Consider the following 13,445-nt stretch of genomic DNA (forward strand, 5'->3'; position numbering starts at 1 on the left):
TTTTTTTCTCCGTGGCTCCATGCTGAACTGAATGTTGACTTTTCCAGGCGATGAAGACGAATGAGCGATAAACCGCAGGGGCTCGATGGTGGGCTCACCAATTATGGCGATCGTAAGTTTTCGCGATATCTGCGGCGGTCGTTTGCTCGTTCCATGGGCTTTTCCGGAGCAATGCTCGATAGGCCGATAGTCGGGATTGCGACCTCGGGCAGCGGCTTCAATAACTGTCATCGCACGATGGAGGATCTCGTCGCGGCTGTCTCGCGTGGCGTACTCGCGGCCGGTGGGCTTCCTCTGCCCTTTCCAACGATTTCTCTCGGCGAAGTTTTTCTAAATCCCACCAGCATGATGTTTCGCAACCTCATGTCGATGGATGTGGAGGAGATGATCCGGGCGCAGCCGATGGACTCGGTTGTTCTGATCGGCGGTTGCGATAAGACGGTTCCGGCGCAGCTTATGGGCGCGGCCTCGGCGGGAAAGCCGGCGATTCAGCTTGTCACCGGACCGATGATGACTGGACGCTATCGCGGTGAGCGTCTTGGGGCTTGCACGGACTGCCGCCGGTTTTGGGCGAAGTATCGCGCCGGCGAAGTGAGCGACGAAGAGATTTTTGAAGTTGAAGGCAATCTCGCAGTCACTGCCGGCACTTGTGCCGTAATGGGAACGGCGAGCACGATGGCCTGCGTCGCCGAGGCGCTTGGCATGACGCTACCAGAGACAGCAGCGATTCCAGCGGTTCACGCGGCGCGACTCGTCGCTGCCGAGAACACCGGGAAGACAGCTGTACGTCTCGCTAATCAGCCTATTTCTCCCGAACAAATCATCACGCCGAAATCTGTCGAGAACGCCCTGCGAGTTCTGCTCGCGATTGGCGGATCGACTAATGCAGTGATTCACCTCACCGCGATCGCGGGCCGGCTTGGCATTCCGCTCTCATACGACCAATTGAATCGAATGTCCGATGAGACTCCGGTACTGGTCGATCTCAAGCCGGTGGGCGAGGGCTACATGGAAGATTTTCACGCTGCCGGTGGAATGGCGGCTCTGCTGCGTGAACTGCGTCCGCTGCTTCATCTCGACTGCATAGGCGTCGATGGACGCAAGTTGAGTGAACGGCTCACAGACGACAAGCACTCGACCTTTGTTGATCACAAAGTGATTCATCGACTATCTGAACCCGTTTCGCCTGACGGAGGCATCGTTGCTCTGCGCGGGAGCCTCGCTCCCGACGGCGCCATCTTCAAACGCGCTGCTGCAAATCCTTCATCTTTCGAATGCGAAGGTCGTGCGGTTGTCTTCGATGGACTGGATGATCTTGCGACGCGCATTGATGATCCCGATCTCGACGTAGCTCCGCTGGATTTTCTCGTGCTCAAGAACGCCGGGCCATTGGCCGCGGCGATGCCGGAAGCGGGCTATCTTCCCATACCTGGCAAACTCGCTCGTAAAGGAGTGAAAGACATGGTGCGCATTTCCGATGCGCGAATGAGCGGTACCGCGTTTGGAACTGTCGTGCTCCATGTCGCTCCGGAAGCTGCGACCGGAGGCGCGCTCGCCGCTGTGCGAACCGGGGACCGCATTGCGTTATCCGTTTCGAAGAAACGCCTCGACCTGCTGATCTCAGAAGAAGAGCGGAAGGCAAGACTCGCAGGATTCCGACCGCCCCCAGTTCCAGAGCGCGGCTACGCAGGACTGTACCGCCGCTGCGTCATGCAGGCACCGCAAGGGTGCGACTTCGACTTTCTTGTGAAGCCGACCAGGACTGCCGGCAAGGATTAACTTATTTCGGCGCTGATTGTCTTGCGTGCGCTTTGCCAAAAAAATCCCTGTTGTTTCCCTGTTAATTCTTTGAAAGCCCGAGTCAGTGCAAGGAAGTCCTGTGATGTCTTTGCATTACCGCCCAAATGCCCGCTTTCCCTGTTAATTCCCTGGTCGTGAAAGAAATTTTCGAATTTGCGGCCAAATTTGCGGATTTTCGTGTTTTCACGAATCCATTCCCTGTATATATCGCTGTTCCTTCAAGAAAGTTGCCGATTCTGATTCAGTGGCTATCCCTCGGCACGCCGGCGCCGCTGCCGCCCGGCAGAAAATCCAGGTCGGCTCCCTTATCGGCCTGCATTACGTGATCGAAGTAGAGCTTGTAGTACCCACGCTCGAAGACCGGCTTCGGCGGCTTCCAGTCGGCTAAGCGGCGTTTGATTTCCTGATCGGGAACATTCAGATGCAGCCTTCTCGCCTCAACATCCAGATCGATCGTGTCGCCGTCTTTCACGACGGCGAGAATGCCACCGGCTGCCGCCTCCGGGGAAACGTGCAGGACGACGGTTCCATACGCAGTGCCGCTCATGCGCGCGTCTGAGATGCGAACCATGTCAGTGATCCCCTTCTTCAGAATCTTCGAAGGCAGAGGCATATTGCCGACCTCCGGCATGCCCGGATAGCCGCGTGGACCGCAGTTCTTCAGCACCATCACGCAGCGCTCATCGATGTCCAGATTGGGATCATCGATGCGCTCGTAGAAGTGCTCGATGTTTTCGAAGACGACGGCACGACCTGTGTGCTTCATCAGTTCGGGAGTTGCGGCAGATGGTTTCAGCACGGAGCCATTCGGACAGAGATTTCCGTGCAGGACGGCGATTCCGCTGTGTTCCCGAATCGGTTTTTCCGGTGGAGCGATGACATCAGCGTCGTAGCAAGGAGCATCTTTCACGTTCTCGCCAATCGTCTTCCCGTTCACGGTCAGGGCATCGCGATGGATGAGATCGCCGAGTTCGCGAATGATCGCGGGCAATCCGCCGGCGTAGTAAAAGTCTTCCATCAGGTACTTGCCTGCGGGCATGAGATTCAGCAGGCAGGGAACGTTGCGTCCGAGGGTGTCCCAATCTTTAAGCGAGAGTTCCACGCCGACCCGGCCGGCGATCGCGATGAGATGGATCACTGCATTCGTCGAGCCGCCAATTGCGCCCACTACGCGAATCGCGTTCTCAAATGCTTTGCGCGTAAGGATCTTTGACATGCGCAGATCCTCTTTCACCATCTCCACGATGCGACGCCCAGCATTGTGCGCCAGCGTGTAGCGACGCGCATCGACGGCGGGAATCGCGGCGTTCATCGGCAGTCCCATACCGAGCGATTCGACGACGCAGGCCATCGTGGAAGCGGTGCCCATGGTCATGCAGTGTCCGGCGGAGCGGCTCATGCAGGCTTCGGCATCCATGAAGTCGCCGATGCTCATCACGCCGCAGCGCACGTCTTCGCTGAACTTCCAAACGTTTGTGCCGGACCCAATATCCTGCCCGCGAAATTTTCCATTGAGCATCGGGCCGCCGGAGATCATGAGCGAGGGCAGATCGCAACTAGCTGCGCCCATCAGGAGCGCAGGCGTCGTCTTGTCGCAACCGGCAAGGAGCACGACTCCGTCGATCGGGTTCGCGCGGATTGATTCCTCCACGTCCATGCTCACCAGATTGCGAAAGAGCATCGTGGTCGGACGCATCAGCGTCTCGCCGAGAGACATCACCGGGAATTCGAGAGGGAAGCCTCCAGCTTCGTACACGCCGCGCTTCACAAATTCGGCGATGCGGCGGAAATGCGCGTTGCACGGCGTGAGCTCTGACCAGGTGTTGCAGATTCCTATAACGGGACGCCCGTCGAAAAGGTGATCGGGCAAGCCTTGATTCTTCATCCAACTGCGATGAATGAATCCGTCGCGAGTGCGTGGCCCAAACCACGCCGTGCTGCGCAGCTTCATGAGCTGAAGTTCCTCCGAATATTGTGAGCTGAAGATCGATCCAGCGAATGGCGTGCTTTCTCCAGAATAAGCCTTAGCCCGGTTAAAAAGGCATTCTCGACAGTTCCCGAGTCGATGGTGGCAGATGGAACGCCGGCATCGCTGAGACCGAATTGCCATGCCTCGGAAAGCGCTTTGCTGCCGAGAATGCTGATCTTGTGCTGTGAACTGAGAGCACCCCGTTTTCGCAGTGCATCCAGGTCTGATGCGACGAAAGCTCCAACCGCGAATGCAAAACGATTTTCTGAAGTACCAGTATGAGAAAGGTCAAGCAGCCGCGCGCAAAAGAGTGTACGCGCGAGTCCAGACTGCCGGGCGAGTTCCATTCCCGATTTGAGCCATTCCAGCGAGAGCCGATCGGGCCAGTTCATCGCGATGGAATCGGCGAGAATTGTATGTTGCTGCGTCGCGTGAATCAGTTCGCCTGATAATGAAGTACTGCTGGAGGACACTCGTCCTTTTGCATCGAGCTGAATTGCCTTCCAGTGCGAACCCAGGTTCAAAACGACGTCGGAACGGCTCACAACATTGAGAGCAACGAGCCCTGCGCAGAGCGTTTCCTCGCCACGCATCACATCCACGGACTCAATCTGTTCGATACGGGGATTCGTGGGGCCGCAGCGCACTCCCGGGACCACAAGAATCGGCAAATCAGATATGTGCTCGAAACGGTGCCACTGCGCGGCGGCTGACAATTCGTCGAATCCTGCTGGAGCAATAACGTGCGGGACTTCAGTCAGGCCGAGAGAGGAGCCAATCATCCCCGCTGCGGCGATGTGTGTTGGCCTGCAATGACGAGAACGAACCTCACGAAGTCGTACGATCAGCGCGTGCAAACCTTCGTGAATTATCTTCGGCGACTTCTCGCGAGCTGAGTCGCGGATGCCGACAGGGGAGAACTCCCGTGCGATTACATGGCTTCCTTCCATCAGCCACGCTCGAGTATTGGTCGTCCCCATGTCCACGTAAATGGCGCAGAGCTTTTCGCGCGGCTCACTTGGTGATGACATGGAATGTTCTGCAATATACGTCAGGACGAAAGGAATTGCTTCTTAGTACACGAAACGTGCGCTCTTGCTGATTAAAGAAGAGGCGCTAACATGGCCATATCCATGCAGCCAAGCCGCTCAGCACCGCTGTGCATTCGCGTGCATCCGCGCGACAACGTGGCCATTGTGGTCGCGGATGATGGCTTATCTGCCGGAACTCAGATTCCCGACGGGCCAACACTGCTCGACAAAATTCCGCAGGCACACAAGGTCGCGTTGTGCGACATCGACAAGGGCCAACCCGTGGTGCGATATGGGCACACGATCGCTTTCGCGAATCGCAACATTCGTGCGGGCGCTTGGGTGCGCGAGGAGATGCTTGATGTTCCGCAAGCTCCTCCTCTCGATGACCTTCCGCTGGCCACGACTCCGCCGCCTCGCCAACCGGCTCTCACCGGTTACACGTTTGCGGGATATCACAATGCCGATGGCAGCATCGGAACAAAGAACATTCTGGGGATAACGACAACAGTTCAGTGTGTTGCTCCCACTGTGGATTATGCGGTTCGCCGTATCAAGAACGAAGTCCTTCCGCGATTCCCGAATGTGGATGATGTGATCGCTATCACGCACACTTTCGGGTGCGGAGTTGCGCTCGATGCGCCCGGTTCAGAGATTCCGGTTGCCACGCTACGGCACATCGGAATGCACGCGAATTTAGGATCGACCCCAATGGTGGTTAGTCTGGGATGCGAGAAGCTGCAGCCATCGCGACTCTTTCCTGATCACGATACAAAGGCCTTTCCCATTCTGGAATCCGATCCGCTTGTTATTCGTATGCAGGATGAGCACGGTTTTGGAGAGGTAGTCGCGGCGATCATGCGCGCCGCCGAGAAGCGGCTTGAGCAACTCAATGGCAGGGGTCGGCAAACGGTTCCTGCTTCGGAGCTGGTGGTCGGGCTTCAATGCGGCGGAAGCGATGCTTTTTCTGGCGTCACCTGCAACCCGGCGGTTGGCTATGCGGCTGATCTGCTGGTCCGAGCCGGAGCAACGGTCATGTTTTCGGAAGTCACGGAAGTTCGCGACGCGGTACATCTGCTTACGCCTCGCGCGATCAACGAGCAGGTCGCGCGTGACTTGATCCGGGAGATGCGCTGGTACGATGACTACCTCGCCCGCGGCGGAGCAGATAGAACTGCGAATCCCACTCCAGGAAACAAGCGCGGCGGCTTGGCCAATGTCGTCGAGAAAGCCCTCGGATCAGTCGCCAAATCAGGCACGTCGGCGCTCATGGCCGTCGCTTCCCAAGGAGAGAAGATCAAATCGAAAGGACTTGTCTTTGCCGCGACTCCGGCGAGCGACTTCGTCTGTGGAACGCAGCAACTTGCCTCGATGAACCTTCACATATTTACGACTGGGGAAGGCAGTCCTTACGGCCTGGCGATGGTGCCAGTTGTGAAAGTTTCCTCGCGAACGGCGCTCGCTGAACGCTGGCCGGACCTGATCGACATCGATGCCGGACGTATCGCGACCGGCCAGGCAACCGTAGAGGAGGTCGGCTGGGAGATTTTTCAGTTCATCCTTGAGGTCGCCAGTGGGAGTAAGAAGACCTGGGCCGAGCACTGGGGCCTTCACAACGCGCTCGCACCATTCAATCCGGCGCCCGTAACGTGATGCAGACTTAGAAATACACGACCGGCAACTCTGGCCAGAGCTGCTGAATCAAAGCTCGTGAGTCGAGTCCGGGTCGTGAACATTCGTCATATAAATCTTCAGCAGCTTTTGGTTTTCGCAACAATTCTCATCATTATTTTCTGTGCCGGATGTGGGGGTGGCGCATCGCCGCAGGTTGCATCGGTGGGCAGCGGCGCAAATCCATTGACAGCGCCCGGCCAAACGGCGAGCGTCTCGCTTTCGGCAAACCCGCAGACGGTTGTGGCCGGACAGCTCACGACCGTGACTTGGAATACGAGCAATGCCGCATCGATCACTTTTTCTCCCTCGTTGCCTGAAGCCGAGGATCGCCAACTCACGCTTCCCACCGGATCGGCAACATTCCCGCTCAGCACCACCGTCACTTATGTCGCTACGGTGACGGACGCCGGCGGCCATCAGGCAAGTTCGAGCGCAACGATCACTGTTCTGCCGGTGCAGTTCAACTTTTCGGTCGAGCCCGACACGATTCAACCGGGCGGCAGCGCAATGCTGAGTTGGACTTCGCAGGGAATCAGCTCATTGTCGGTTGACCAGGGAGTCGGAAACCTAAGCGCGCTTCTGCCGAACGGCTCTTTCAAGGTAGCGCCGGGCGTGACGACAACTTACACAGCCACTGCTACGGATCAGAGCGGCGCGAAGCTGAGTCAGCAGGTTGTAGTCAGCGTAGCCGTGCCGCCACCGGTGATTCCGGATCATCCGATCAAACACATCATCGTCATGCTTCAGGAGAACCGCACCTTCGACAACTACTTCGGAGTGCTTGGAGCGTACCGAGCGTCGAAAGTTCCTGGAGCCAGTGCCACCGATATTGATGGATTCAATCCGAATACTGAGCTGAAGACCAAAACGGGAAAACTGGTCAAGCCGTATCACTACCAGACAGTCTGTACGGAGGGTCTCGACTTCGCCTGGAATGAGAGCCACACCGACATGGATCTTCAGGCGCCGGACACGTTCATGGAATCGGACTTCAGCGGCGCGAAGTTCCTGATGGACAAGTTCGCGCAAACCTTGAATACAACGACAAAAGATCCCGACGGAACCAGGCAGATGGGCCACTACGATCAGACGGATCTTCCCTATTACTACGAGTTGGCGACGCAATTTGCTACGAGCGATCGATTCTTCTCATCCGTGCCGTCGAACACGATTCCGAACCGCATGTACATGTTCACAGGCACCTCTTTCGGACATACGGTGAACGCGACTCCCGGAGCCGGTGGCTGGTCACAAGAGACGATCTTTCGCGCGTTAAATGACGCTGGCGTGAGCTGGCGTTACTACTATCAGGACAGCGATATCTATCTGAGCAACTTTGCTGATTATTATCGTAGCGATATAAAGCCCAAGGTCTACAACATCAGCAATTGGTACAGTGTACTCGCGTCCCCAACCGCAGATGATGACCTGCCCCAGGTAGTCTTTATCGAACGCGCCGGAGCCACGGGACTGGATGAGCATCCAGACAACAACGTCCAGAGCGGTGCGGCGCTGGTGCAGAAGATTATCTCGGCGCTGATGAATAGCACGGCATGGCAGTCATCAGTATTTGTTCTTACCTACGACGAAGGCGGAGGACTCTACGATCACGTGCCGCCAATCCAGGTGCCGCCGCCCGATGATATTGCTCCAATTTTGAAGAGCGGCGATGTAAAGGCAAACTTCAACCTATCCGGTTTCCGCATTCCCATTATGGTCATTTCACCGTGGGTGAAACCGCATTTTGTCTCGCATAAACCGCGCGAGCTGACCTCGATCCTGAAGCTGATCGAGAGCACGTTCGACGTGCCGGCGCTTACGAAACGGGACGCGTGGGCGGATGACATGAGCGAGTTTTTCGATTTCACACAGCCGCCGGCCTGGAAGACGCCTCCAGCTTTGCCAACCCAGCCGACGAATGGGGTCTGCAGTCAATCGCGCGAGGTAGGACCTACGTTCTAAGTTAGGGACTTCACGCGTTCTTCCAAAGCTCGCGCGATGTCTTCTTCGCTCATGTGCTCAGGGAATTGCACGGGCTCCCCGACAATCACTTTAATCTGGCCTCGGCGAGCGAAATGACGCTGTTCCGATTTCAGCGGAAACAGCCCGTCGATTCTCATTGGCACGACAGGTACTTTGAGTTGCTGCGCAAGGATGCCGATGCCTGCACGAAATGGAGACATCTCTCCATCTGTGGTGCGACGCCCTTCGGGAAAGACAAGAACGCTGTATCCGCGATCGATCGACCGTCCGGCAAACGCAAAGCTCTCGCGAAAACCTGACTGTTGCGGCAAAGGGAACACGTCAAACAATGCAGTCACGAGCCAGTAGGAGAGCACTTCGATTGCTCTCTGAAAAACATTCATCTGTTTTGGAGGATTTCTCATTTCGGCGAGCAGTTCGCCCTGCATGGCGATTGCGAGCGTCTGGCGATATCTTGGCGGCATGGCGAACATCAGCAGCCCAGCGTCGATATACGTTACATGGTTGCTGATGAAGAGCAGTGGCGAATTGCAGGCTCTGAGCCGCTGGCCTCCAACGACCGTGGGCTTCGCCATAATGAGCGTCGCGGGCCAGGTAAAGAGGTAATAAATTGCGACGCGGAGCCAATGGACGAGCCACTTCTGAGCCCATCGTGGATAGTGATACTTTCGGCTTCGCGGCGCCTGGCTAGCTTCGTTGAGGATGCGCTCTACCTCTCCGACCGTGCTAGCTTCGGAGAAGCGGCTCTCATCCAAGTCGACCTGATATCGCTGTTCGAGGGCCGTGAGCAGCTCCACGCGATCAATGGAGCTTAGATTCAGATCGTCATCGAGCTTCGCGGATGAGCCTGCTCCCCGCTTCCTCAGACCAGCAATAGCCTGCTCAACAGCGCTTCGCGGGACATTCCCATTTCCGGAGCGCTCAACTTGCGCATGAGCATAGGCAGAGATCAGATCCTGGCGAGGCTTTTGGGTAGAGGTTCGAGGGAAATCGGAGTCGGGCCAGATAAGCCAACGCCAAATGCGTTGATGTGCGGAGAGTTTCTGGTTTGCATGACCAATGGCTTGTGCAGCCGCTCCACCGCCGTCGTGAGCAAAATCAGGTTGGAGGATTAAAACGGCGCACGGCTCGGCATTTCCTCCTCTCTGCACTGCGACGACAACGCAGTCGCGCACCTCAGGTTGCGCGCGGATTTGTGCTTCCAGATCCTCGGGATAAATGTTCATCCCTTCCGCGGTAACGATCACGTTCTTTTTGCGGCCTTTGAAGTACAGATTGCCGGCTTCGTCGATCGCGCCCAAGTCACCGGTGTGGAACCATTCGCCTTCGCGCGCGGCGACAGGCTGCCCGTTCACCCAATAAGTTTTGGCGATGCTGTCGCCGCGCACGAGAATCTCGCCTGATGCGTCGAGTTTGATGTCGCGCCCAGGAAGCGCCTTGCCGATGGAGCCACGGCCGAGTTTGAAAGGATGATTCAGGCTTACGAGAGAAGTAGTTTCAGTGAGTCCATAACCTTGAATCACCGCGAAGCCGAGGCTGCGCCAGAACTCTTCGTCATCGTGATCGAGAGTGGCCCCGCCGCTGATAATTGCCCAGAACTTCCAGCCGAATTGAAAATGAATGCGACGGAAGCGCCACCAGCGTTTTGCAAAGTGTTCCTGGCCGGCTGATTCCATTTCGGAACGGACACGTTCTTCTCCAAGTCGTTCCCGCAGCGAAGCCTCGAGCATCTCCCGCAAAGAGCCAAGCAGCCGCGGTACTGTAATCAGCACCGAGATGCGCTCTCGGTGGACCGTATTGAGAATGTCTGAAGCCTTGATGGATTCAGAGAAATGGACCATAGCTCCAATCAGCGGTGGCACAAAAATGCCCATGAATTGTCCGAAGACGTGGCTGAGCGGAAGCAGATTGAGAAAACGAAGTGGATGGAATATACGCTCGTAACGCAAATATTTCTGTATTTCGCGCTCGATCGGTTCGAGATTTGCGAGGACATTGCCGTGAGTAATGACGACGCCTTTTGGCTCTCCGGTTGTTCCGGAGGTGAACACGATTTGCAGCAGATCTTCGCGGCTCAAAGAACTCACCGATGTCGCAGTTGCCTTTGCGGAAACGGAAAGCGACGAGAAGCCCTCAAAGTGAAGAGTCTTTCCATTGGCCGCTGCCAACGTGAGTCCGCGTGAACTGATCAGGAGTTTGGCTTGAACTTGTTCAAATACTCTCTGCGCGAATTCCGGAGCGGCAGCGTTGTCCATGGGAACGACAACCACTCCGCGCATAGCCGCGCCCCAAAAGGATGCGAGCCATTCTCCGGAGTTTGCCCCCCAGAGCATGATGCGGTCGCCCTTTGCTATCCCAATGTGGTCGAGAAACGTGGCAACGCGTTGCGCCTGGCCGAGGAGCTCACTGTACGTCCAGCGAACTATGCGGTACCCGCGCGGGAATACACAAGCTATGTCACGCCGATGACGTGAGAATTGTTCCAGGTATTCAGTAACGGAGGTTCGCGGCACGAGACAGTGTAAATAACCGACTTACCTTTTGAACGAGCGATACACGTGTTCTTGGCCTTAAGACGAGATATAAGGGTCGTCTGCTACACGCGGGGCTCTTGCTGATGTTAAAAGAACGCGAAAGGCTGAAGGGCGAGCTTGCTTAAGCCTTAGGTGCTGCTGCTCCTGACAGTTCTGTTTGTCTTCAGGCGATCTGTCTTTCGTCAGCCGAGGGTCCATAGATGGCCGGCACCGACGCCTCATTTAGCCGCAAGTAAACCGTCAGCTGACCACGATGATGCGCAAGATGACTGAAGACGGCATCAGTGAGCACAATGTATCGCGGATCTTCGCTCTGTACCTGACCGCCGGCGACGAAGCGCCACGGTTTCAGCAGATGTTCATCATTCGTGCTGCTAAGCGCCTCGCGTGCCTCGGCAACGGACTCTTCCAACGACTGCAGAAGCTCAGCTCTCGTGGCCAACGGCTTGGGCGTGAACTTTGATCCACCATTGGAGCCGAGGACGAGTTCATCCGTGTTGATGGTCATTGCCACCCAGGCGGGCATCCTGGCAACCAGTGCCGCCAGGTAACCAAGCGGCATCGATTTCTCGTGAGGTCTCCAATCGTTGCGACCTTCGGGCACGCGCTCCAGCGCATGGCGAGTCCCTTCGGCTTCACGTTCCAATTGTGCTAAGAACAGCTCAGTCAGCTTCATCTGCAGCCTCTTTCTTCGATCTTTCGAATCGACCAATAAAATCGCCACTCCGGCACTGTAGCCGTCCATTTATGACAGCTCATGTCATAATTCCGCCCAAATAATCCTTGGCGGTCGAAGAGGGCAGGTTCATGAGAGCCGATCGTTTACTTTCTGCCGTGATGTTGTTGCAAGCGCACGGACGGATGTCCGGTCGTGAGCTGGCCAAGAGGCTTGAGGTCTCGATGCGTACGCTGCACCGCGATATGGACGCACTAAGCGCTGCCGGCGTGCCGGTCTTTGCGCTGCGCGGTGCACGCGGTGGGTGGCAGCTCGATGAAGATTGGCGAACGCAAGTCCCGGGCCTAGATGAAGCTGAACTGCGAGCCCTGCTCATGGCCCAGCCGAGAGTGATCGGCGACGCTCGACTCGCGGCCGCAGCCGAGAGCGCTTTAGCGAAGCTGCTCGCTTCGTTGCCGAATTCGATGAGGCAAAAGGCAGCATCAATTCAGCAGCGGCTCTTCGTAGATACCACGGGCTGGCGAGGAACGCCAGAAAACCTCTCCACGCTGCCGATCGTGCAGGACGCCGTCTCGCGTGACCGCAAACTTAAGATCCGCTACGCGAAGAATGGTCGCGAGAGTGAGGACCGAATCATCGATCCGCTCGGGCTGGTGGCAAAGAGCGGAACGTGGTACCTGGTTGCGAATACACAGGCGGGACTGCGGACGTTTCGTGTCTCCCGCATCGAAAAAGCGAATTTGCTCGAGCAGAGAAGCGAGCGCCCCAGCGATTTCGACCTCGCTAAGTACTGGCGGTCGTCGGCTCAGCGATTTCGCGATGGCTGGCCTCACTTCGATGCCGTTCTGCGGCTGCATCCGGAGTGCGCAAAGCAAATGAAGAGATGGCACATGGCCACTGAAGACGGGCGCGGTCCGGATGCCGATGGGTGGTTCACGATGAATGTGCGCTTCGACGACGAAGATCAGGCCTGCTTTCTGGTGCTCGCACAAGGGGCGCGTGTCGATGTAATAGAGCCGTTGAGTCTTCGTAAACGTGTCGCAGCGGAATTAACGGCGGCGCTCGAACGTGTGCACAGATTGGAAACAGTGATTCTGGAAGCTCACGCCTAGCGGCTGCTCAAGAATGATTACCAGATATTACGGTCGTTTCGAAGTGTTAGCTCTCGCTAGCGACTCTGGTTTCAGAATGGAACAGTGAGGTATATGCAGAAAAGATTTTATAGCCTTGCAATTTTCCTGCTGGGCATCTCCGCACTATCCTGCGCCGTGTATGCCCAAACTTCTTCGTCGCCTTCAACCCAGAAAGAAGCCAGAATGACCCATCACGCCACCGGACCGTTTGACGTCAAGCTCAATCCGCTACCCGCCTATAACGACGACAAGGATTTCGGCAGAATGTCGATCGACAAGCAGTTTCACGGAGACCTTGAAGCCAGCAGCAAAGGCGAGATGCTTGCTTATGCCAGACTTGCCTACGTTGCTCTCGAGAAGGTAACAGGATCTCTGAGAGGACACACAGGAACATTTGTTCTGCAACACGAGGCCACAATGGTTAATGGCACGCCCACCCTGACGATCACGGTTGTACCCACGTCCGGAACCGGTCAACTCACTGGTCTCGAAGGTAAGATGAATATCATTATTGCCCCGGATGGAAAGCACTCCTACGACTTCGAATACACGCTGCCCGAATCACAGTGACTTTGGAGCACTGGAAGTGCGCACATTCCGTAGCTTCAACCCGTGTACTGGTCACAATTCTTCTCATCTGGCAGC

At 56.5% G+C, this 13,445-nt stretch carries 9 protein-coding genes; 5 read left to right on the forward strand and 4 right to left on the reverse strand.

The annotated features are described in order from the left end of the window. Positions 1-60: 60 nt before the first annotated feature. Positions 61-1,779, forward strand: coding sequence for a dihydroxy-acid dehydratase (locus tag VFU50_17455; GenBank protein HEU5234651.1), 1,719 nt, complete (start codon positions 61-63; stop codon positions 1,777-1,779). A 262-nt stretch (positions 1,780-2,041) separates the two neighbouring features. On the opposite strand, the gene VFU50_17460 is transcribed toward VFU50_17455, so the two are convergent. Together VFU50_17460 and VFU50_17465 are read right to left on the reverse strand one after the other, a co-directional pair. Further along, positions 2,042-3,751 carry an IlvD/Edd family dehydratase gene (locus VFU50_17460; protein ID HEU5234652.1) on the reverse strand — a complete coding sequence of 570 codons (1,710 nt, stop codon included), beginning with the start codon at positions 3,749-3,751 and terminating at the stop codon, positions 2,042-2,044. Next, the gene (locus tag VFU50_17465; GenBank protein HEU5234653.1) at positions 3,748-4,800 is read right to left on the reverse strand and encodes a 2-dehydro-3-deoxygalactonokinase; all 1,053 of its coding nucleotides are present in this window, start codon (positions 4,798-4,800) and stop codon (positions 3,748-3,750) included. Before VFU50_17465 ends, VFU50_17460 begins: the two co-directional genes overlap by 4 nt. Positions 4,801-4,890: 90 nt before the next feature. On the opposite strand from VFU50_17465, the gene garD reads away from it, so the two are divergent. Further along, positions 4,891-6,453: a galactarate dehydratase gene (garD, locus tag VFU50_17470; protein ID HEU5234654.1), complete on the forward strand. Its 1,563-nt coding sequence runs from the start codon at positions 4,891-4,893 to the stop codon at positions 6,451-6,453. Positions 6,454-6,510: 57 nt separating this feature from the next. Continuing rightward, positions 6,511-8,436: an alkaline phosphatase family protein gene (locus tag VFU50_17475; protein ID HEU5234655.1), complete on the forward strand. Its 1,926-nt coding sequence runs from the start codon at positions 6,511-6,513 to the stop codon at positions 8,434-8,436. Here VFU50_17475 and VFU50_17480 read toward each other — a convergent pair. Continuing rightward, positions 8,433-10,970 (reverse strand): AMP-binding protein, encoded by a 2,538-nt coding sequence (locus VFU50_17480; protein ID HEU5234656.1) that lies wholly within the window; start codon positions 10,968-10,970, stop codon positions 8,433-8,435. The two genes, VFU50_17475 and VFU50_17480, sit on opposite strands and share 4 nt — an antisense overlap. Before the next feature lie 184 nt (positions 10,971-11,154). Next, positions 11,155-11,715, reverse strand: a complete 561-nt coding sequence (locus VFU50_17485) for a hypothetical protein (GenBank protein HEU5234657.1) — start codon at positions 11,713-11,715, stop codon at positions 11,155-11,157. An 83-nt stretch (positions 11,716-11,798) separates the two neighbouring features. On the opposite strand from VFU50_17485, the gene VFU50_17490 reads away from it, so the two are divergent. After that, positions 11,799-12,779, forward strand: coding sequence for a YafY family protein (locus tag VFU50_17490; protein HEU5234658.1), 981 nt, complete (start codon positions 11,799-11,801; stop codon positions 12,777-12,779). Positions 12,780-12,983: 204 nt separating this feature from the next. Beyond that, the gene (locus VFU50_17495; GenBank protein HEU5234659.1) at positions 12,984-13,370 is read left to right on the forward strand and encodes a DUF3224 domain-containing protein; all 387 of its coding nucleotides are present in this window, start codon (positions 12,984-12,986) and stop codon (positions 13,368-13,370) included. Positions 13,371-13,445: the final 75 nt, after the last annotated feature.

The organism is Terriglobales bacterium, assembly GCA_035764005.1.
GTDB lineage: Bacteria > Acidobacteriota > Terriglobia > Terriglobales > Acidobacteriaceae > Gp1-AA112.